Raw genomic sequence first — 20,275 nt, forward strand, 5'->3', positions numbered from 1 at the left:
GCACCGACGGGCACCCCGGAGGACCGTACTCCGGGGTGCCCGTCCGTCGTCGGCGGAGCTACAGCTCCGCGAGGGGGTTGCGCAGGGTGCCGGCCAGCTGGAGCGCGCCGGACGGGTCGGCCAGGTCCACCATCCGGCGGTTGTCGCGCAGTTGGAGCCGGTTCAGGCAGGACAGCGCGAACTCGGGCGCGAACAGGTCGTACTCCCGGAAGCGGCCGGCGAGTTCCGGCGCCGACTCCTGGTACTCGCGGGCCACCTCGGCGACCGTCCGCCAGAAGCCGTCCTCCGCCAGGATCCCCTCGTCGGCGAGGAGCGCCGCCAGGAACCGGAAGAAGCAGTCGAACACGTCCGTGAAGATGGACAGCAGCTTCCTGTCCTCCGGCACCTCCACCCGGATCCGGCGGACCTCGGGCGGCAGCACCGCGTCCGGGTCCATCACGACGATCTCCTCCGCGATGTCCTTGAAGACCGCCCGCCGCACCGCGCCGTCCTCCAGCACCAGGATCACGTTCTCGCCGTGCGGCATGAACACCAGGTCGTAGGCGTAGAAGCTGTGCAGCAGCGGGGTGAGATAGGCGCGCAGATAGCCGCGCAGCCACTCGGCCGGCGCCAGGCCGGACCGCTCGACCAGCGCGCCGGCGAAGGACGCGCCCGTGTGGTCCACGTGCAGCAGGGAGGCCATGGTGGCCAGGGACTCGCCCTCACGCAGCGACGGCACCGGGCTCTCGCGCCACAGCGCGGCCAGCATCGTGCGGTAGGGCGAGTAACGGTCCGTCGCCGCCTCGTACTCCAGGTGCCGGTAGCCCACCGCGGCCCGCTCGCGGATGATCGTCAGGCCGGTCGCCCTCAGTACCGGGTCGCTCTCGACGAGCCGGGCGAGCCAGTCGTTGATGGCCGGGGTGGCCTCCATGTAGGCGGCGGACAGCCCGCGCACGAAGCCCATGTTGAGCACGGACAGGGCCGTCTTGACGTAGTGCTTCGCCGGGTGGGACCGGTTGAAGAAGGTGCGGACGGACTGCTGGGCCAGGTACTCGTCGTCGCCCTCGCCCAGGCACACCAGCCGGCGCCGGGCGATCTCGGCGGCGAAGGTGACGGTGAGCTTGTTCCACCACTGCCAGGGGTGGACGGGCAGCAGGAGGTAGTCGGCAGGGTCGAGCCCCTGGCCGGTGAGCTGCCGGTGGAAGCGGTCGACCGTCTCCGGTCCCAGTTCGCCCCGGACAAAGGACTCGTACTCGATGCCGGCGCCCGCCGTGAAAACCGCCCGCGAGCGGTGCGCGGCCAGCCACACCAGCCGGACGGGCCGCGCCGTCTCGGGCGCGTACGACAGGTACTCGTCGATTCCGAAGCCCAGCCGGCCGTTGTTGGCGACGAAGCAGGGGTGGCCCTCGGTCATGCCGGCCTCGACGTCCTGGAAGCCGGAGCGCGCCAGTTCCGCCGACGTGACCCGCGGTGCGGCGAGCTTGTAGCAGGTGCTGGAGAGCGTGGAGGATATCTCCTCCAGGTAGACCGGGAGGATCTCCTCGCTCAGACCGAGCGACGTTCTCAGCTCGACGAAGAAGTCCAGTGCGTCGAGCGGGAGTTCGGCGCCGCCGCGCCGGCGGGTGATCGACTCCGGGTCGATGCGCCAGTGGTCGAGCGCGCGGCGCCCGGCGGTGAAGCGGTAGCGGGTCAGGCCGTCGTCGCTGCGGACGGTGTACGTGCCGTCCCCGCCGGCCTCGGGTGTGATCAGGCGTTCGTGCGCGAACTCGGCGAGCGCCTTGCGGATCAGCAGGCGGTTGGCCTGCTCCCAGTGGCCGGGGGTCAGGTGGGCCACGGCGTCGGCGGGCATCACGCGGCCACCGCCCTCTCGAACTGCTCGCGGGTGCAGAAACTCAGCAACGCCTTCTTCTCCGGCTTCTGGATCTCCGTCGCGGGAACAAAACCGACGGCCTCGTTCAGCGTGCGCACCGCCGTATTGCGCACATCCGGCTCGACCACGACCCGGCGGGTCGCGGCGTCGTCGAACAGGTGCCGCAGCACGGCCGTGATGACGGCCCGCGTGAACCCGTGCACGGGCCGGTCCGTGGGTGCGACCAGGAAGTGCATGCCGACGTCGCCGGGCCGCGCCTCGTACAGGCCGGCCAGCTCGCGGTGGGCGGGGTCGTACCGCTCCATGAGGAAGACCGGCACCCCGTCGTGCAGGCCGAGCAGGGCGTGGTGGTGCTCGTCGGCCGCCATCCGCGCGTAGGCGCGCTCGACGTCCTCGGGCGTGGCGTCCTGCATCATCCAGAACGCCGCCTTGGGGTGTGTGACCCAGCCGTGCAGCAGGCCGGCGTCCCCGGCGGGGTCCACGGGGCGGAAGGTGAAGGCGCCGGGGGCGTCGGCGGTCGTGCTCATACGGCGAACTCCTGGAAGGCGATGCTCTTCTCGACCGGGTAGTACTCGCGGCCGAGCAGCTCACGGATGATGTAGCTGTTGCGGTAGGCGCCCATGCCCAGGTCGGGGCTGGTGACGCTGTGGGTGTGGACGGCGGCGTTCTGCAGGAAGACGCCCCGGCCCGTGACGTCGACGGCGTAGTTGCGGGCGACGTCGAAGTTGCCGCGGGAGTCACGGCGCAGGCGGTGCCGGACCGGCCGCAGGAAGGCGGGCTCGGTGTAGCGGTAGCCGGTCGCCAGGATCAGGCCCTCGGAGCGCAGCGTGAAGTCCTTCTGCTGCTCCTCCTGGCGGAAGGTGAGGGTGTAGGCGCCGTCGGCGTACGCCGCCTCGCGCAGCGAGGAGTTGGTGAGCAGCCGGGTGGGGACCGGTCCGGCGAGGCTCTTGCGGTACAGCAGGTCGAAGATCGCGTCGATCAGGTCGCCGTCGATGCCTTTGAAGAGGCCCTTGTGTGCCTCGGTGAGGCGGTAGCGGGTGGCCTCCGGCAGCGCGTGGTAGTAGTCGACGTACTCGGGCGACGTCATCTCCAGCGTCAGCTTGGTGTACTCCAGGGGGAAGAAGCGCGGGGAGCGCGTCACCCAGTTGAGCCGGTAGCCGTGGACGTCGATCTCGGAGAGCAGGTCGTGGTAGATCTCGGCGGCGGACTGGCCGCTGCCGACCAGCGTGATCGACTGCTTGCGCCGGAGTTCCGCCCTGTGCTCCAGGTAGCGGGAGTTGTGGATGACGTCGCCGGGCAGGCCGCGGCAGGCCTCCGGGACGTGCGGGGGAGTGCCCGTGCCGAGGACCAGGTGCCGGGCGCGGTGGACGGCGCCGGTGTGCGTCCGGACGGCGTACAGACCGGTGTCGTCCTCGTACGTCACCTCGGTCACCGTGGTGCCGAAGCGGATGCTGCTCAGCTTGGCGGCCGCCCAGCGGCAGTAGGCGTCGTACTCGACCCGCAGCGGGTAGAAGTTCTCCCGGATGTAGAACGCGTACAGGCGCCCCCGCTCCTTCAGGTAGTTGAGGAAGGAGTACGGGGAGGTCGGGTCGGCCAGGGTGACGAGGTCCGACATGAACGGCGTCTGCAGGTGGGCCCCGTCGAGGAACATCCCCGGGTGCCACTCGAAGCCGGGCTTGGACTCCAGGAAGACGCCGCTGAGCTCGGTGATCGGCTCGGTGAGGCAGGCCAGGCCGAGGTTGAAGGGGCCGAGGCCGATGCCGACGAAGTCGTGCACGGCGCCGGACGGTTCAGCAGGCGCGGTCAAGGCACTCTCCCAGGTACTGCTCGGCGTGTCCGGCGATCAGGTCCAGCACGGTGGCGAGGTCGGCCGCCGTCGTCCCGGGGTTGAGCAGGGTGAACTTCAGGTAGTGCCGGCCGGCGACCCTGGTGCCCGCGACGACGGCTTCACCGGAGGCGGACAGGGCCTTGCGGGCGTACAGGTTGGCGCGGTCGATCACGGCCGGGTCGGTGACGGCCTTGGGCACGTGGCGGAAGACGAGGGTGGACAGCGCCGGGCGGACGACCACCTCGAAGCGGGGGTCGGCGTCGAGCGTCCGCCAGGCCTCCCGCGCCAGGTCGCAGACCCCGTCGAAGAGTGCGCCGATGCCGTCGGCGCCCATCACGCGCAGGGTCATCCACAGCTTGAGCGCGTCGAAGCGGCGGGTCGTCTGCAGGGACTTGTCGACCTGGTTGGGGATGCGCTCGGTCACCATGCGGCGCGGGTTGAGGTAGTCGGCGTGGTAGGTGGCGTGGCGCAGCGTCGCCGCGTCGCGGACCAGCACGGCCGAGGAACTGACCGGCTGGAAGAAGGACTTGTGGTAGTCGACGGTGACCGAGTCGGCGTGTTCGATGCCGTCCAGCAGGTGGCGGCGGGTGGGCGAGACCAGCAGGCCGCAGCCGTAGGCGGCGTCCGCGTGCAGCCAGACGCCGTACTGGGACGCGAGGCCGGCGATCTCGGGCAGGGGGTCGATGGAGCCGAAGTCGGTGGTCCCGGCGGTGGCGACGACGGCCATGGGGACCAGGTCCTCGCGGCGGCAGCGCTCCAGCTCGTGGGCGAGCGCGACCGTCCGCATGCGCTTGTCGTGGTCGACGGGGACGGCGATGACGGCCTTTGGGCCGAGGCCCAGCAGCCGCGCGGACTTGCGGACGCTGAAGTGGCTGATCTCCGAGGTGAGGATCCGCAGCCGGGCGAGGTCGTCGGTCTTGGCCTCCTCGCGGGCCAGCAGCAGCGCCTGGAGGTTGGACTGGCTGCCGCCGGAGGTGAACACGCCGTCGGCGGCGGGGCCGAGGCCGAGGCGGGCGGCGGTCCAGTCGACGAGCCGGCGCTCGATGAGCGTGCCGCCGGCCGACTGGTCCCAGGTGTCCAGGGAGGAGTTGACGGCGGAGAGGACCGCCTCGCCGACCAGCGCGGGGATGACGACCGGGCAGTTGAGGTGGGCGACGTAGCGCGGGTGGTGGAAGTAGACCGCGTCGCGCAGATACACCTCCTCCAGTTCGTCGAGGACCGCCGCGGTGTCGTGCAGCGGGCGGTCGAGGTCGATCTCCTCGATGCGGGGGGCGAGGGCGTCGGCCGTGACGCCGGTGAACGGCCGTCCGGTGGCGGCGAGTTTGGCGGCCACCCGCTCGACTCCTTCGGTCACGGAGCGGCGGTAGTGCTCCGCGGTCAGGTCATTGAGCAGGTGTGAGCGCATGTGGGGTCCTCCGATGGGTGGGGACGGTCCGTGCGGGACGGGACGAGGGGCGGAACCTCGCCTCAGTAACTTAGGTTAGCCTAACCTAAGTTACTGGCGCTCCGATCCTGCCGCGCACACGCCTCGCGGGATCTCACTCCCGGGCGCGCAGTTGCTCCTCGCTCAGGCCGTGGCGCCAGTAGCCGACGAAGGTGACGCGCCGGCGATCGATCCCGCGCTCGCCGACGAAGTGCCGGCGCAGCGCCCTGACGCACCCGGACTCGCCCGCGATCCAGACGTAGGGGCGTGCCCCCGCCGGGAACCGGGCGTCGCGCAGGGCGTCCAGGGCCATGGGGGCGGCGGTCGCCCCCGCCCCGCCGGGGCGGTGGGCACCGGCGGCCCCGTCCCGGACCAGCCAGGTCACCTCGGCGTCGGCCTCGGTGGCGACGTCCTGGATGTCGCCGGCGTGCCGGACCTCCAGCCAGGCCTGCACGCGCAGCCCGGCCGGGAGGGACTCGAGGACCGCGGTCGCGGCGGGTACGGCGGTCTCGTCGCCCCACAGCACCACCAGGTCGGTGTCCTCGGGCGGCCGGAAGCGGATCGCCCGGTTGTCGGCGACGGCCGGGCCGAGCAGCAGCACCCGGTCACCTGGTGTGGCGCGCGCGGCCCAGCGGGAGGCCGGGCCGGCGGGGACCGCGGCACCCGGCTCGACGCCGTGCAGGACGAAGTCGACATCGATCTCGTCGGGGTCGCGCCGCAGCGCCCGCAGGGTGTACGAGCGCATCACCCCCCGCACGTCGTCCGGCAGTTCGCGCCAGCCGCGCCACCAGCCGTCGCCGAGCTCGACCGGCACGACCGGTTCGGGCCGGCCGGGGTGCGGCAGGAACAGCGACAGGGACTGGTCGCGGCCGTGGGAGTGGAAGGCGTGCAGGTCGGACCCGGCGAAGGTGACCCGGGCGAGCGACGGGCCGAGCCGCCGCGTCCGTACGACCTGCAGGGAGAAGAAACGGAACGGGGCGGCCACGGCCGTCGTCATGAGTGCTCCTGATGGTCGGTCAGGGGGCGGTCGGGCCGGCAGGTCCTCCGGCGGGGGCGGGGCCTGCCGGACGGGCGTCCCTGCCGGGTGGGTCAGCCGACCTTCCTGGCGTTCTCGATGGCCTGGGCGAGGTCGTCGAGCAGCGGGGCGCACTTGTCGTAGGAGAGGATCGGCTCGGGGTTGCGTGCGATGACCTGGCCGGCCTTGACGGCGGGAAGCTTCCTCCAGGTCGCCTCGGTGATGTCGGCCGGCTGGACCGCCGAGGTGCGGTTGTCCATCATGATGATGTCCGCCGGGTACTTGTCGACGTTCTCCCAGCTCAGCGACTCGTACCAGCCGCCGCCCTTGGCCTTGGCGCTCTCCGGGGGCTCGACCAGGCGGACGCCGAGGGACCTGAAGTACTCCAGGTCGACGGAGAGGTCGGAGCCCGAGACGTAGAACAGGGCCTGGCTCGCGGAGCCGACCAGCACCCTGATGTCCGGCTTCGCCCTGGCCGCGGCGCGCAGCCGGGCGGCGGCGTCCTCGAAGCGCTTCCTGGCCCGCGTGACCTTGTCGGCCTTCACATCGGCGCCGAGCGACCCGGCGAGGGCGAGCACGCGCTGCAGGGGCTCGGGCAGCGGGCGGTCGTAGACGGAGATGCCGACACTCGGGGCGCCGACGGCGAGGATCTTCTTCTTCGACTCCTCCGGTACGTACCAGAGGGTGCCCGCGTCGTCGAACATGGTGGAGATGAGGGCGTCGGGGGCCAGGGCGGCGTACTTCTCGATGCTGAACTGGCCCCAGGTGTTGCCGAGCACCGTCACCTTGCTGACGTCCATGTCGCCGGCCTGCACGTCGGCCCTGCCGTCCTTGGTCGTCGTCGGGCCGAAGACGCCCTTGACCTGGACGCCGTAGTCGTGGAGCGCGGCGGCGACACCCACGAACGCGACGATGCTCGACGGTGTCCGATCGGCCTTGACGGTCTGTCCGCGGTCGTCCTTGAACGTCCAGGAGCCGGACGTGCCGGCCCCGGCCCCCTTGCCCGAACCGCCGCTTTTCGCGCTGCCGTCGCCGCAGGCCGCGAGCGCGGCGCCGAGGCCGAGGACGCCGCCCGCGGCGAGGACGCCGCGACGGGAGACAGGGAGGGCACGGGCGTTGGGCATGGGCATGACTGCTTTCGAACGGGGCGGAGCGCCCGCCGGACAGGTTCGAAGGTAGGTTAGCCTAACCTCAGTTCCTGTCCAGGGGGGCGGGCCGCGCGTCCGATCCGGGCGCGGGGCCGCCCTCCCGTACGGCGGCCGCGCCGGCCCGGCCGCCCCGGCTCAGCCGGCGAGCCCCAGCTCCCGGGCGATCAGCATCCGCTGCACCTCGCTCGTGCCCTCGCCGATCTCCAAGATCTTGGAGTCGCGCCACATGCGGGCCACCGGATACTCGTTCATGAAGCCGTAGCCGCCGTGGATCTGCGTGGCGTCGCGGGCGTTGTCGACGGCGACGGTGGAGGAGTACAGCTTCGCCAGGGCCGCCTCCTTCTTGAAGCGCTCGCCGCTCACCAGGCGGTAGGCCGCGTCGCGCCAGGCGAGACGGGCGGTGTAGGCCTTCATCTCCATGTCCGCGATCTTGAACTGGATCGCCTGGTTGGCGCCGATCGGGCGGCCGAAGGCGTGACGTTCCTTCGCGTACTTCAGCGACTCGTCCACGCAGCCCTGGGCCAGGCCGGTCGCCAGCGCGGCGATCGCGATGCGGCCCTCGTCGAGGATGCGCAGGAACTGCGCGTAACCGCGGCCCTCCTCGCCCAGCAGGTTCGCCGCCGGCACGCGGACGTCGGTGAAGGACAGCTCCCGCGTGTCGGAGGCGTTCCAGCCGACCTTCGAGTAGGGGGGCGCCACGGTGAACCCGGGCGTGCCGGAGGGGACGATGATCGCCGAGATCAGCGGCCTGCCGTCGGGCTTGCGCCCCGTCACCGCCGTGACCGTCACCAGCCCGGTGATGTCGGTGCCCGAGTTGGTGATGAAGCACTTGCTGCCGTTGATGACCCACTCGCCGGTGTCCGCGTCCAGCCGGGCCGTCGTCCGCGTGGCGCCCGCGTCCGAGCCGCCGTCGGGCTCCGTCAGGCCGAAGGCGCCGAGGATCTCGCCCGCGCACAGCCGCGGGAGCCAGGTGCGCTTCTGCTCCTCGGTGCCGAACAGGTGGATCGGCATGGCTCCCAGCGAGACGCCCGCCTCCAGGGTGATGGCGACGGAGGAGTCGACGCGGGCCAGTTCCTCCAGCGCGATGCCGAGGGCCAGGTAGTCGCCGCCCATGCCGCCGTACTCCTCGGGGAAGGGCAGCCCGAACAGGCCCATGCGGCCCATCTCGCGGACGATCTCGTACGGGAACTCGTGCCGCTCGTAGAAGTCGCCGATCTTCGGGGCGACGACGTCGTGGGCGAACTCCTCCACCGTGCGGCGGAGTTCCTCCAGTTCGGGGCTGAGACGGGGGTCCATGGCGGTCACTGCTCCTTGTGGGAGAGGGCTCGTACGGTGCGGGAGGGGCTGGGCCGGCCCAGCCGTCCGGCCATCCACGCGCTCGTGGCGACGAGGCGGCCGAGGTCGACGCCGGTGTCGATGCCGAGGCCCCGCAGCATCCACACGAGGTCCTCGGTGGCGAGGTTGCCGGTGGCGGACTTGGCGTACGGGCAGCCGCCGAGGCCGCCCGCGGAGGCGTCGACGGTGGTGACGCCGTGCCGGAGCGCGGCCAGGGTGTTGGCCAGGGCCTGGCCGTATGTGTCGTGGAAGTGCACGCCGAGCGCGGGCGTGGGCACCCCCCGCTCGTTCAGCGCGGTCAGCAGAGCGGCGACGTGGCCCGGCGTGGCGACGCCGATCGTGTCGCCGAGGCTGAGCTCGTCGCAGCCCATGTCCAGCAGGGCCGCGCAGACCCGCACGACCTGCTCGACGGGGACGGCCCCCTCCCACGGGTCGCCGAAGCACATGGACAGATAGCCGCGGACGTGCACCTGCTCGGCCTTGGCACGGGCGACCACGGGCTCGAACATGGCCAGCGCCTCGTCCACCGTGCGGTTGAGGTTGGCCTTGGCGAAGGACTCGGTGGCGCTGGCGAACACCGCGACGCGCCGGGCGCCCAGCGCCAGGGCACGGCTCAGGCCCCGCTCGTTCGGGACGAGGACCGGCAGCGCGGCCGGCACGTCGCTCACCATCGGGAACAGCTGCTCGGCGTCGGCCAGCTGGGGCACCCACCTGGGGTGGACGAAGCTGGTGGCCTCGACGGTCGTCAGGCCCGCGCCGGCCAGACGGCGGATGAACTCCGCCTTCACCTCCGTCGGCACGATGCCCTGCTCGTTCTGCAGGCCGTCGCGCGGTCCCACCTCGTGGATCCTGACCCGCGCGGGCAGGCCCGGGTCCGGTACGACCATGGGCAGGCCGTCGGTGGCCGTCATGCCGGCACCGTCCCTTCGGCGTCCGCGGCGTCCTTGATGTCCGCGGCGTCCTTCATGGCCTCGGCGTCCGCGGTGTTCCGGCCGTCCCCGTCGTCGTGCGGGGCGATCACGGCCAGCACCTGGTCCATGGCCACGGCGGTGCCCGGCGTGACGTCCAGCGCGGTGACGGTCCCGGCGTGCGGAGCGGAGATGACGTGCTCCATCTTCATCGCCTCCACCACCAGCAGGCTCTGCCCGGCGGTCACCTCGTCGCCGACGGCGACCTTCACCACCGTGACCGTGCCGGGCATCGGCGCGGTGAGGGAGTCCGCGCCGGAGTGGGCCGCGCGGACGAGGGACGCGGCGACCGGGTCGTGGTCGCGCACGTGCCAGGCGTCGCCGTCGCGGCCGAGCCAGTCGCCGGCCCGGTGGAAGGTGTGCCGCACCCCGTCGAGGGTGACGGACACGGTGTCGTCGGTGACGGTGTGCGTGCCGCGCGGGGTGTGCTGCACGGGGTCGGTCACCCGCAGCGGGAAGGCCACCGGCCGCCCCTCGCCGCCCAGGCGCCAGCCGCTGGGCACGGAGAACGGGTCCGTCCAGCCTCCGCCCTTCGGGCGCAGGGCGTCGAGCCGCACGGCGGCGGCCGCCTCGTAGACCTCTTCGGGGACGTCCGCGGGGACCAGGGCGTCGACCACCCGCTCGACCAGGCCCGTGTCCAGCTCGCCCGCCACGACCGCCGGGTGGGCCAGCAGCCTCCGCAGGAACCCGGCGTTGGTCTGCACACCCAGCGTGACCGTCTCGGCCAGGGCCGCGCGGAGCCTGCGCAGGGCGGTGGCCCGGTCCGGCCCGTACGCGATCACCTTGGACAGCATCGGGTCGTAGAGGCTGCCGACCTCGGTGCCCTCGCTGAGCCCGGAATCGGTGCGCAGGCCCGCCCCCTGCGGCTCGCGCAGCCTCAGCACCGTGCCGCCCGACGGCAGGAACCCGCGCGCGGGGTCCTCGGCGCAGATCCGGGCCTCCACCGCGTGGCCGGTGAGCCGGACGTCGTCCTGCCCGAACGCCAGCGGCTCGCCGGCCGCCACCCGCAGCTGCCACTCCACCAGGTCCAGGCCGGTGACCAGCTCCGTGACCGGGTGCTCGACCTGGAGGCGGGTGTTCATCTCCATGAAGTAGTAGGACGACGGGTCCCCGCCGGGCACGATGAACTCCACCGTGCCGGCGCCCCGGTAGCCGCAGGAGCGGGCCGCCTGGACGGCCGCCTCGCCCATCGCGGCGCGGGTCGCCTCGTCGAGGAGGACGCTGGGCGCCTCCTCGACGATCTTCTGGTGGCGGCGCTGGAGGGAGCACTCCCGCTCACCGAGGTGGACCACGTTGCCGTGGCCGTCGGCCAGCACCTGGATCTCGATGTGCCGGGGCGTGTCGACCCAGCGCTCGACGAGCAGCGTGTCGTCGCCGAAGGACGCGCGGGCCTCGCGGCGGGCCGCGGCGATCTCGTCGGCCAGCCGGTCCGCGTCGCGCACCAGGCGCATCCCCTTGCCGCCGCCGCCCGCCGAGGGCTTCAGCAGCACCGGCATGCCGATGGCGTGGGCGGCCTCGGCGAGCCGGTCGTCGGTCAGGCCCGAGCCGGTGGATCCGGGGACCACCGGGACCCCGGCCGCCCGCACGGTCTCCTTGGCGCGGATCTTGTCGCCCATCAGGGCGATGGCGTCCGCCGGAGGGCCGATGAAGACCAGGCCCGCCCTCTCGCACGCCCGGGCGAACTCCGCGTTCTCCGCGAGGAAGCCGTATCCCGGGTGGACGGCCTGCGCTCCGGTGCGGACGGCGGCCTCCAGCAGCCGCTCCACCGACAGATAGCTCTCGGCCGCCGGCGCGGGTCCGATCCGTACCGCCGTGTCGGCCTCCCGCACGTGCCGCGCGTCGGCGTCGGCGTCGGAGAAGACGGCCACGGAGCGTACACCCAGCGCGCGCAGGGTGCGGATGACGCGGACGGCGATCTCGCCGCGGTTGGCCACCAGGACTGTCTCGAACATCTGTTGGTCCCCCCTCACATCCGGAAGACGCCGAACTGCGGCACTGAGCGGTCCCTCTGCGGCAGTGGCGCGTTGGCGCACGCCGTCAGGGCCAGGCCCAGCACCTGTCGGGTCTCCAGCGGGTCGATCACGCCGTCGTCCCACAGGCGGGCGGTGGCGTAGTAGGCGTTGCCCTGGTGCTCGTACTGGGCGCGGATCGGAGCCTTGAAGGCGTCCTCCTCCTCGGCCGGCCAGTCCTCGCCCCGGGCCTCCAGCTGGTCCCGCTTGACGGTCGCGAGGACCGAGGCGGCCTGCTCGCCGCCCATGACGGAGATCTTGGCGCCCGGCCACATCCACAGGAAGCGGGGCGAGTAGGCGCGGCCGCACATCGAGTAGTTGCCCGCGCCGTACGAGCCGCCGACGACGACCGTCAGCTTCGGCACCCGCGTGCAGGCGACCGCCGTGACCATCTTGGCGCCGTGCTTGGCGATGCCGCCGGCCTCGTAGTCCCGGCCGACCATGAAGCCGGAGATGTTCTGCAGGAACACCAGCGGGATGCCGCGCTGGTCGCACAGCTCGATGAAGTGGGCGCCCTTCTGGGCGGACTCGGAGAACAGGATGCCGTTGTTGGCGACGATGCCCACCGGGTGGCCGTGGATCCGGGCGAAGCCGGTGACCAGGGTCTGCCCGAACTCGGCCTTGAACTCGGCGAAGCGGGAGCCGTCCACCACCCGCGCGATGATCTCGCGGACGTCGTAGGGCGTGCGGGAGTCGACCGGCACGGCGCCGTAGAGCCCGTGGGGGTCGACCTTCGGCTCGACCGCCTCGGTGACCTCCCAGGGCAGCGACCGCCGCGCGGGCAGCGTGGAGACGATGTTCCGCACGATGCGCAGGGCGTGCGCGTCGTTCTCCGCGAGGTGGTCGGTGACGCCCGACACGCGCGAGTGCACCTCGCCGCCGCCCAGCTCCTCGGCGGTGACGACCTCACCGGTGGCCGCCTTCACCAGCGGTGGACCGCCCAGGAAGATCGTGCCCTGGTTGCGGACGATCACGGCCTCGTCGCTCATGGCCGGGACGTAGGCGCCGCCCGCCGTGCACGAGCCGAGCACGGCGGCGATCTGCGGGATGCCCGCGCCGGACATCCGCGCCTGGTTGTAGAAGATCCGGCCGAAGTGGTCGCGGTCGGGGAAGACCTCGTCCTGCATGGGCAGGAAGGCGCCGCCGGAGTCCACGAGGTAGAGGCAGGGCAGGTGGTTCTCCAGCGCCACCTCCTGCGCCCGCAGGTGCTTCTTCACGGTCATCGGGTAGTACGTGCCGCCCTTGACGGTGGCGTCGTTGGCGACGATCACGCACTCACGTCCGCCGACGCGGCCGATCCCGGCGATCACCCCGGCGGCCGGCGCCTGCCCGTCGTACATCCCGTCGGCCGCCAGCGGCGCCAGTTCCAGGAAGGGCGAGCCGGGGTCGAGGAGCGTGTCCACGCGGTCGCGGGGCAGCAGCTTGCCGCGCGCCGTGTGACGGGCGCGCGCCCTCTCGCCGCCGCCGAGCCGGGCGGCGGCCAGCTTGCCGCGCAGCTCCTCGACGAGCGCGCGGTGCGCCTCCTCGTTGGCTTGCCAGGCCTCCGACGCGGGATCTGCCGCGCTCGTCAGCTCCGGTGCCTCGTGCATCGTGCGGTCCCCTCACCCAGTGGTGACTGTTAATGAGCGTTAACGCAATTTCCCTTCAGGTTAACGAGCGCTAACCTCGCTGTCTAGAATCGATTTCATGGCCACGCGAACCGACGCACCCACCCGCCGCGAGCAGATCCTCAAGGAGGCCGCCCGGCTCTTCGCCGAACGCGGCTTCCACGGCGTCGGGGTCGACGAGATAGGGGCCGCGGTCGGCATCAGCGGCCCCGGTCTGTACCGGCACTTCCCGGGCAAGGACGCGATGCTGGCGGAGCTGCTGGTGGGCATCAGCGGCCGGCTCCTCACCGGGGCGAAGCGGCGCCTGCAGGAGGCCGACGGCGTGGCCCCGGAGGAGGTGCTCGACTCGCTCATCGAGGGGCACATCGACTTCGCGCTCGACGACCGTCCGCTGATCACCCTGCACGACCGCGAGCTCGACCGCCTGCGGGACAGCGACCGCAAGATGGTGCGGCAGCTCCAGCGGCAGTACGTCGAGCTGTGGGTGGCGGTGCTGCGCGAGGTCTACCCGGACCTGGCCGAGCCCACCGCCCGCTCGGCGGTCCACTCGGTCTTCGGCCTGCTCAACTCCACACCGCACCTGGCCCGGCCGGGCTCGCTGCCGGGCCGGGCGGCGACGGCGGAGCTGCTGCACCGCATGGCGCGCGGGGCGTTCGCCTCGGCGAGCGGCGCCGGCGGCTGACGGGCCCGCACCGCCCGCGGCGCGGCCCCCGGCGGCCGGGACTCTCACGCGCCCGGCGGCCGTGCCGCGCCGCCGGGTCGCTGGGGCGGACGACATGTGTGGGGCCCCTCCTCGGACGCTGTCCCCGCGGACGTGGGGTGCCCCGGGTGCCGGACGCCGCCCGCCGGCTGCGTGGGGTCCGGCGAGCGGGGTCCGTTCGAGCCTGCACGCGGGCGGACCGCCGCACCCGGCGGGTGACCCGTCCGGGGGCCGCGGGACGCCCGTCCGGGTGAGCCGGCGGCGGGACCGGAGGTGTTCGCCCCGCTGGGCGGACGGGGGGGCGGAGGTGTTCGTCCCGCTGAGTCGACGGAGGGCCGCGGGTGTTCGCCCCGCCGAGCCGGCCGGGGGGCCCGAGGGGCTCGTCCCGGAGAGCCGGTGGGGGAGCCGGAGGAGCTCGTCCCGGCGGGCCTGGCCGGAGAGCCGAGGGCGGCCGTCCCGGCGGGTCGGTCGGGGAGCCCCTGGGGGTGTCCCGGCCGTGCCGCGTCCGGACCGGGAGGCGCGCGGGGAGGCCCACGGCGGGGCCCGCCGGGAGGGGCGGGAGGCGCGTGACGAGCGTTACGCGGCCCCCTCTTTACGCTCTCGCCTACTCGCCGGTACGTTGGTGTGAGCAAGCGCTTAGCCACGAGGTCGCCCCCCACGGCGGCGACCCGTACGGCGAGCAACCAGGTACGCGAGAGCGGCGCCGGTCGAGGCGCGTGGAAGGGCGGTGGCGGCGTGCGCCGTACGGTGTTCAACGAGGATCACGAGGCGTTCCGGGAGACCCTGCGGGCCTTCATCGAGGCCGAGGTCGTCCCCGTGTACGACGAATGGTTCGCCGCCGGGCAGGCTCCCCGCGAGTTCTACTACAAGCTCGCCGAGCTGGGCCTCTTCGGCATCAACGTGCCCGAGGAGTACGGCGGCGCCGGCCTGGAGACCCACAAGTTCGAGGCCGTCCAGTACGAGGAGACCGCCCGCGCCGGCGTGAACTTCGGCGGCTCCGGCGTGCACGTCCTGCTCGCCCTGCCGTACATCAAGATGCTGGCCACCGACGAGCAGAAGAAGCGCTTCCTGCCGAAGTTCGTCTCCGCCGAGGAGATGTGGGCCATCGCGATGACCGAGCCGGGCACCGGCTCCGACCTCGCGGGCATGAAGACCACCGCCAAGCTCTCCGAGGACGGCACGCACTACGTCCTGAACGGCGCCAAGACCTTCATCACCGGCGGCGTGCACGCCGACAAGGTCATCGTCTGCGCCCGCACCTCCGCGCCCACCGCCGAGGACCGCCGCTTCGGCATATCCCTGTTCGCCGTCGACACCAAGTCCGAGGGCTACTCGGTCGGCCGCAAGCTCGACAAGCTCGGCCTGAAGACCTCCGACACCGCCGAGCTGGCCTTCGTCGACGTGAAGGTCCCGGTCGAGGACCTGCTCGGCGAGGAGAACAAGGGCTTCTCCTACCTCGGCCACAACCTGGCCTCCGAGCGCTGGGGCATCGCCTTCGGCGCCTACGCGCAGGCCAAGGCCGCCGTCCGGTTCGCCAAGCAGTACGTGCAGGAGCGCACCGTCTTCGGCAAGCCGGTCGCCGCCTTCCAGAACACCAAGTTCGAGCTGGCCGCCTGCCAGGCCGAGGTGGACGCCGCCGAGGCCGTCGCCGACCGCGCGACGGAGGCCCTGGACGCCGGTGAGCTGACCCCCGCCGAGGCCGCCTCCGCCAAGCTGTTCTGCACCGAGGTCGCCCACCGCGTCATCGACCGCTGCCTCCAGCTGCACGGCGGCTACGGCTACATGAACGAGTACCCGATCGCCCGCCTGTACGCCGACAACCGCGTCAACCGCATCTACGGCGGCACCAGCGAGATCATGAAGACGATCATCGCCAAGAACATGGGCCTGTGAGGGTCCGCGGAAAGAGCGCAGGATTCGACTGACGTATGAGTCAGGCACTTCGGTCGCTGCTCGATCTGCTCGACCTCGAGCGGATCGAGCAGGACATCTTCCGCGGCCGGTCCCGTTCCGCCGTCGTCCCCCGGGTCTTCGGCGGGCAGGTGGCGGCGCAGGCGCTGGTCGCCGCCGGCCGGACGGTTCCCGGGGACCGGCACGCGCACTCGCTGCACGCGTACTTCCTGCGTCCCGGCGACCCCGGCGCGCCCATCGTCTACACGGTGGACCGCATCCGTGACGGCCGCTCCTTCACCACCCGCCGGGTGGTCGCGGTGCAGCACGGGCAGCCGATCTTCCACCTCTCGGCGTCCTTCCAGACGTACGAGGAGGGCCTGGACCACCAGGCGCCGATGCCGTCCGCCCCGGACCCGGCGACGCTGCCCACCTCCCAGGAGCGGCTGCGCGGCTACGGCCACCTCGACCCGGAGATCGTCGAGAAGTTCGTGGAGGCCAGGGAGGCGGTGGACCTGCGCTACGTCGGCGACCCGCCGTTCGGGCGGTTCGGCGAGCCGCGCGAGCCGCACTCCCAGGTGTGGTTCCGCACCAACGGCAAGCTCGAGGGCGCCATCGACGCACCGCTCCTGCACGTCGTGCTGGCCACCTACGTCTCCGACATGACGCTGCTCGACTCCGTGCTGCTCGCGCACGGCCGCGGCGGCTGGGCCGTCGGCGACGTGGTCGGGGCCTCGCTGGACCACGCGATGTGGTTCCACCGGCCGTTCCGCGCCGACGAGTGGCTGCTGTACGACCAGGAGTCCCCGTCGGCCTCCGGCGGACGCGGTCTCGGCCAGGCCCGCATCTACACGCAGGACGGCCGGCTGGCCATCTCGGTCATCCAGGAGGGCGTGGTACGGGTTCCGCGGGCACTCTGAGGGGCATGGCGAAAGTTCTGCACCCGGACCGGCGGGACCCCGGCGTCGGAAGCACCCTCACGGTCGTCGTCGCCGCCCTCGCCAACCTCGGCATCGCGATGGCGAAGGTGGCGGCCGGCCTGATCAGCGGCTCCAGTGCCATGCTCTCCGAGGCCGCGCACTCCGTCGCCGACACGGTCACCGAGGTGTTGCTGCTGACGGCGCTCAAGCGCAGCCGGAAACCCCCCGACGAGGACCATCCCCTCGGATACGGCCCCGAACGCTACGTCTGGGCGCTGCTCGCCGCGGTCGCCACCTTCGTCGGCGGCGCGGTCTTCTCCCTCTACGACGGCATCCACACCCTGACCAGGGGCGAGACGCTCGGTGACCCACGGTTGTCGTACATCGTCCTCGCGTTCGCCTTCCTGCTGGAGGGCTTCTCGCTGCGGACCGGGGTGCGCCAGGCGCGCGGTGACGCGGACCGCCGCGGGATGCCCTTCCGGCTCTACCTCCGGCACACGCCCGACACCGCGGTGAAGGCGGTCGTCCTGGAGGACTCGGCTGCGCTGATCGGCCTGGTGCTGGCGGCGGGCGGCCTGCTGGGCGGGCAGCTCACGGCATCCGGGGTCTGGGACGGCATCGCCTCCCTGTCCATCGGCGTGCTGCTGCTGTACGTCGCCTGGGTGCTCGGCCGGTCGAACGTGGAGCTTCTCATCGGGCGGCCGCTGCCCCGGCCGGTGCGGGAGCGGATCCGGGCCGAACTCCTGCAGGTGGAGCACATCGAGGCGGTACTGGAGCTGACGACGCTGGTGCAGGCCCCGGGGGAGGCCCTGGTGGCGGCCAAGGTCGACTTCCGTGACCTGTCGACCGCCGCCCAGGTCGAGTGGGCCTGCGAGCGGGCCGAGCAGCGACTGCACGAGGCGTTCCCGGCGGTGCGCCGGGTGTATCTGGACCCGACGCCAAGGACTGCGCAGCGGCGCTCCGAGGGCCTGGACCCCGGTTCGTGAGAACGGCTCATGGAACTCGTCGTCCACGCCGACGACCTGGCGTGCAGCGTGGGCCCGCCGGCCCCGGTCTTCCCCGAGCGCGTCACCGCCCCGGTCGTGGACCTGCTGGGGTGATCACCCCGCCGGTCGCTCGACCTGGGCGCGATCTCCGGCTCGATCAGGTCAGACCCGCCTGCTGCAGCAGGTACGCCGCCATCGGGTCGTAGTACCGCGGGCTGATCACGTGGTCGTCGAGGGGAACCGTCACCTGGACGGTGCCCTCCGCCTCGGCGAGGAACAGGGCGGGGTCGTTGCAGTCCGCGTAGCCGACCGAGTCGACGCCGTGCTGCCCCGCGTACCCTGCCCAGCCGTGGTCGGCGACGACCAGGTCGGGCAGCGGGCGGCGCTCGCGCTCCAGGCCCGTGAGGATGGCGCGCATCGGCTCGCCGGAATGGGTGTGCCACAGAGTGGCGCCGTGCTCCAGCACCGCGACGTCGGCGAACTGCATGACATAGCCCTCGTCCGTCTGCAGCCCGTCCGGGATGGCGACGACCTCGCAGCCGGCGGCCCGCAGCGCGGCGGCCGTGGCGCGGTGCAGGTCGAGCAGGCCGCCGGGGTGACCGGTGGCGAACAGCACCCGCTGCTGCCCGTCCGCCGCCTTGCGCAGCCGGCCCGCCAGGCGCTCCAGGGCGTCGACGGTCAGCTCCGCGTCGATGCTGTCCCGGCCGTGCCGGTACTCCGGGTCGTCGTTGACGCCGACCCGCTCCGCCATCACCGCGAGCACGTCCTGCTCGTCGGTCCAGCGGTCGCCGAGTTCCAGGCCGAGCCAGTAGTTGCGGTCGCCGTTCGCCAGCTTCCGGTAGTGGGAGAGGTTGTTCTCGCGAGGGGTGGCGACATTGCCCGCGATACGGGTCCTGACGAGGTGGTCGACGAGCTCGGAGCGGCTGGGTGTCCCGGGTATCGGCATGGGTCCCATTGTGGGGCAGCGGCCGGTGTCCGGTCCCCGCGTCCCGCCCGCTGGGACGCGGGTCACGCCCTCAGATCCGGCTCAGGGCGAACCACAGCTCCATGCGGACGTCCGGGTCGTCCAGGTCGGTGTCGAGGAGGGTCGCGCAGCGGGCGATGCGCTGGCGGACGGTGTTGCGGTGGACGGACAGGGCGACGGCGGTGCGGTCCCAGCTTCCGTGCAGCGACAGCCAGGTGCGCAGGGTCTCGGTGAGCGCGGGCCTGGCGGTGATCGGGGTGAGGAGCGCCCGGGCGTGCGCGTCGGCCTCGTCGTGCGGGACCAGCTCGGCGAGGCCCGGGCGGGCGCCGTGGCGGACCACGGAGGTGCGGGTGGCACGGGCGCGGGCCAGGGCGCGGGCCGCCTGGGTGTCGGCGGCCGGCCAGTCCCGCGGGGCGACGGCGGCGCTGACGCCGAGGGACCAGCCCGGTTGCGCGGACGGTTCGTGGCCGGCCGGGAGGAGGACCCGCACGACGCCGTCCGCGAGGTCGAACAGCGCGGAGCCGAGGGCGGCGCCGAGCGCGGAGGCGGCCAGGGCGTCGGGGACCTGCTGTTCCGGCCGCGCGTGCACGACCACCCACCGCCCGGCGCCGAGCAGCGGTGCCACGTCCTCGGGCGGGGCACCCAGCAGCAGGCGCACGAGTGCCGACGAACGGGCCGCGCCCGCGCCGCTCCGGTGCTCGCCGGTGAGCAGGGAGAGCAGGACGGCGGCCACGGACGCGATGGTGTGGTCCGCGGGTTCGCGCTGCGGGGAGGCGACCCCCAGCACGAAACCCTGGCCGGTGCCGAGGGCGTAGGCGGCGAGGTGGGTTCCGCAGACGGTGTCGGTGGCGGAGGAGGGGGCGGGACGGGCGGTCGCCGGCCGTACCACTGCCGCCAGTTCCGCCAGCGCCGCGCTCGCCTCGGCCGCCGGCTCCCGCCCCGCGCACGCGATCTCCGTCCCGTCCGGCCCGTACAGCACCGCCCGGCCCGTCACGCGCTGGGCCAGTTGACGCAGCACCGAGGGGACCGGGTCCGGGCGGGAAGCCGCCACCGCCAGGCCCTGCTGGGCCTCCGTGACCCGGCGGAGCTCGGCCAGCCGGGCCTGGGCCATCAGCTGCCAGACCGCTCGGGCCACGCCGGAGAAGGTGGTCTGCGGGGGGACCTCCAGCAGCGGCAGGGCGTGGGCGTCACAGGCCGCGACCAGGGCAGGCGGCACCGTGTCGTGCACAGGCGCCAGGCCGAAGCCGAGGGCCGCGCCGCCCGCCGCCACGATCCGGGAGACATAGTCGTCGAAGTAGTCGAAGTACGTGCCCGACCCCGCCGCACCGGGCACGTGCACGCCCGCCGTCAGCAGCAGCTCGCCGCCCAGCAGGTACGGGTACGGGTCTGCCATTTCGGAGGTGTGCGCCCAGTGGATCACGGTGCCGCGGTCCGAGGGGCCGGCGATCTGGCGCAGGGCGAGGTCCTCCCGGGCCAGGAGCGCCGAGAGCGGGACAGGTGGGGTGGGTGGGACTGCTGGTGGCAGCTGCGGGTCCGGCATGATGTCCCTTCCTTCCATCCCCGCGGCGCTCGAATGGATGAAACGTACACTTCGCAGTCGCTTTCCGGCCACCTAGTGTCGGTCCAGACCGGC

Annotated in this window: 16 protein-coding genes; 4 read left to right on the forward strand and 12 right to left on the reverse strand. The window is 72.8% G+C overall.

Going from position 1 to position 20,275, the window contains the following annotated elements:
* Positions 1-58 precede the first annotated feature (58 nt).
* The 10 genes from ACWDNY_RS05550 to ACWDNY_RS05595 form a co-directional block, all read right to left on the reverse strand.
* Positions 59-1,828: an IucA/IucC family protein gene (locus tag ACWDNY_RS05550; RefSeq protein WP_451644395.1), complete on the reverse strand. Its 1,770-nt coding sequence runs from the start codon at positions 1,826-1,828 to the stop codon at positions 59-61.
* A complete protein-coding gene (locus ACWDNY_RS05555; protein ID WP_451644396.1) occupies positions 1,828-2,376 on the reverse strand; it encodes a GNAT family N-acetyltransferase in 549 nt (182 codons plus the stop codon). Before ACWDNY_RS05555 ends, ACWDNY_RS05550 begins: the two co-directional genes overlap by 1 nt.
* On the reverse strand, positions 2,373-3,656 hold the full coding sequence (locus tag ACWDNY_RS05560; protein WP_451644397.1) for a lysine N(6)-hydroxylase/L-ornithine N(5)-oxygenase family protein: 1,284 nt from the start codon (positions 3,654-3,656) through the stop codon (positions 2,373-2,375). The genes ACWDNY_RS05555 and ACWDNY_RS05560 overlap by 4 nt, the downstream gene beginning before the upstream one ends.
* Positions 3,640-5,082: a pyridoxal phosphate-dependent decarboxylase family protein gene (locus tag ACWDNY_RS05565; RefSeq protein WP_451644398.1), complete on the reverse strand. Its 1,443-nt coding sequence runs from the start codon at positions 5,080-5,082 to the stop codon at positions 3,640-3,642. The genes ACWDNY_RS05560 and ACWDNY_RS05565 overlap by 17 nt, the downstream gene beginning before the upstream one ends.
* A 133-nt stretch (positions 5,083-5,215) precedes the next feature.
* On the reverse strand, positions 5,216-6,097 hold the full coding sequence (locus ACWDNY_RS05570; RefSeq protein ID WP_451644399.1) for a siderophore-interacting protein: 882 nt from the start codon (positions 6,095-6,097) through the stop codon (positions 5,216-5,218).
* A gap of 92 nt (positions 6,098-6,189) precedes the next feature.
* Positions 6,190-7,239 (reverse strand): ABC transporter substrate-binding protein, encoded by a 1,050-nt coding sequence (locus ACWDNY_RS05575; protein ID WP_451644400.1) that lies wholly within the window; start codon positions 7,237-7,239, stop codon positions 6,190-6,192.
* A gap of 159 nt (positions 7,240-7,398) precedes the next feature.
* The gene (locus ACWDNY_RS05580) at positions 7,399-8,559 is read right to left on the reverse strand and encodes an acyl-CoA dehydrogenase family protein (protein ID WP_451644401.1); all 1,161 of its coding nucleotides are present in this window, start codon (positions 8,557-8,559) and stop codon (positions 7,399-7,401) included.
* 5 nt (positions 8,560-8,564) lie between these two features.
* The gene (locus ACWDNY_RS05585; RefSeq protein ID WP_451644402.1) at positions 8,565-9,509 is read right to left on the reverse strand and encodes a hydroxymethylglutaryl-CoA lyase; all 945 of its coding nucleotides are present in this window, start codon (positions 9,507-9,509) and stop codon (positions 8,565-8,567) included.
* Positions 9,506-11,518 (reverse strand): acetyl/propionyl/methylcrotonyl-CoA carboxylase subunit alpha, encoded by a 2,013-nt coding sequence (locus ACWDNY_RS05590; RefSeq protein WP_451644403.1) that lies wholly within the window; start codon positions 11,516-11,518, stop codon positions 9,506-9,508. The genes ACWDNY_RS05585 and ACWDNY_RS05590 overlap by 4 nt, the downstream gene beginning before the upstream one ends.
* Positions 11,519-11,532: 14 nt before the next feature.
* Entirely contained in the window at positions 11,533-13,164 is a 1,632-nt protein-coding gene (locus ACWDNY_RS05595; protein WP_451644404.1) for a carboxyl transferase domain-containing protein, read from the reverse strand.
* A 97-nt stretch (positions 13,165-13,261) separates the two neighbouring features.
* Between ACWDNY_RS05595 and ACWDNY_RS05600 the strand changes: the two genes are divergently transcribed.
* The 4 genes from ACWDNY_RS05600 to ACWDNY_RS05615 all read left to right on the forward strand — a co-directional run bounded on the left by ACWDNY_RS05600 (position 13,262) and on the right by ACWDNY_RS05615 (position 17,678).
* A complete protein-coding gene (locus ACWDNY_RS05600) occupies positions 13,262-13,864 on the forward strand; it encodes an SACE_7040 family transcriptional regulator (protein ID WP_451644405.1) in 603 nt (200 codons plus the stop codon).
* A gap of 753 nt (positions 13,865-14,617) precedes the next feature.
* A complete protein-coding gene (locus ACWDNY_RS05605) occupies positions 14,618-15,775 on the forward strand; it encodes an acyl-CoA dehydrogenase family protein (protein ID WP_451644428.1) in 1,158 nt (385 codons plus the stop codon).
* 35 nt (positions 15,776-15,810) lie between these two features.
* Entirely contained in the window at positions 15,811-16,692 is an 882-nt protein-coding gene (locus ACWDNY_RS05610; protein ID WP_451644406.1) for an acyl-CoA thioesterase, read from the forward strand.
* 5 nt (positions 16,693-16,697) lie between these two features.
* The gene (locus ACWDNY_RS05615) at positions 16,698-17,678 is read left to right on the forward strand and encodes a cation diffusion facilitator family transporter (RefSeq protein ID WP_451644407.1); all 981 of its coding nucleotides are present in this window, start codon (positions 16,698-16,700) and stop codon (positions 17,676-17,678) included.
* 157 nt (positions 17,679-17,835) lie between these two features.
* On the opposite strand, the gene ACWDNY_RS05620 is transcribed toward ACWDNY_RS05615, so the two are convergent.
* Positions 17,836-18,624, reverse strand: coding sequence for a phosphatase (locus tag ACWDNY_RS05620; RefSeq protein ID WP_451644408.1), 789 nt, complete (start codon positions 18,622-18,624; stop codon positions 17,836-17,838).
* A 70-nt stretch (positions 18,625-18,694) separates the two neighbouring features.
* Entirely contained in the window at positions 18,695-20,182 is a 1,488-nt protein-coding gene (locus ACWDNY_RS05625; RefSeq protein ID WP_451644409.1) for a helix-turn-helix domain-containing protein, read from the reverse strand.
* Positions 20,183-20,275 lie beyond the last annotated feature (93 nt).

It is taken from the genome of Streptomyces sp. NPDC003697, from assembly GCF_053587115.1.

What these genes read in the sequence shown, in the direction of transcription:
- ACWDNY_RS05565 (WP_451644398.1), bottom strand. Translation starts at nt 5,082, where the DNA reads ATGCGCTCACACCTGCTCAATGACCTGACCGCGGAGCACTACCGCCGC.
- ACWDNY_RS05610 (WP_451644406.1), top strand. Translation starts at nt 15,811, where the DNA reads ATGAGTCAGGCACTTCGGTCGCTGCTCGATCTGCTCGACCTCGAGCGG.
- ACWDNY_RS05620 (WP_451644408.1), bottom strand. Translation starts at nt 18,624, where the DNA reads ATGCCGATACCCGGGACACCCAGCCGCTCCGAGCTCGTCGACCACCTC.
- ACWDNY_RS05585 (WP_451644402.1), bottom strand. Translation starts at nt 9,509, where the DNA reads ATGACGGCCACCGACGGCCTGCCCATGGTCGTACCGGACCCGGGCCTG.
- ACWDNY_RS05615 (WP_451644407.1), top strand. Translation starts at nt 16,698, where the DNA reads ATGGCGAAAGTTCTGCACCCGGACCGGCGGGACCCCGGCGTCGGAAGC.
- ACWDNY_RS05625 (WP_451644409.1), bottom strand. Translation starts at nt 20,182, where the DNA reads ATGCCGGACCCGCAGCTGCCACCAGCAGTCCCACCCACCCCACCTGTC.
- ACWDNY_RS05590 (WP_451644403.1), bottom strand. Translation starts at nt 11,518, where the DNA reads ATGTTCGAGACAGTCCTGGTGGCCAACCGCGGCGAGATCGCCGTCCGC.
- ACWDNY_RS05550 (WP_451644395.1), bottom strand. Translation starts at nt 1,828, where the DNA reads ATGCCCGCCGACGCCGTGGCCCACCTGACCCCCGGCCACTGGGAGCAG.
- ACWDNY_RS05600 (WP_451644405.1), top strand. Translation starts at nt 13,262, where the DNA reads ATGGCCACGCGAACCGACGCACCCACCCGCCGCGAGCAGATCCTCAAG.
- ACWDNY_RS05595 (WP_451644404.1), bottom strand. Translation starts at nt 13,164, where the DNA reads ATGCACGAGGCACCGGAGCTGACGAGCGCGGCAGATCCCGCGTCGGAG.
- ACWDNY_RS05575 (WP_451644400.1), bottom strand. Translation starts at nt 7,239, where the DNA reads ATGCCCAACGCCCGTGCCCTCCCTGTCTCCCGTCGCGGCGTCCTCGCC.
- ACWDNY_RS05580 (WP_451644401.1), bottom strand. Translation starts at nt 8,559, where the DNA reads ATGGACCCCCGTCTCAGCCCCGAACTGGAGGAACTCCGCCGCACGGTG.
- ACWDNY_RS05555 (WP_451644396.1), bottom strand. Translation starts at nt 2,376, where the DNA reads ATGAGCACGACCGCCGACGCCCCCGGCGCCTTCACCTTCCGCCCCGTG.
- ACWDNY_RS05570 (WP_451644399.1), bottom strand. Translation starts at nt 6,097, where the DNA reads ATGACGACGGCCGTGGCCGCCCCGTTCCGTTTCTTCTCCCTGCAGGTC.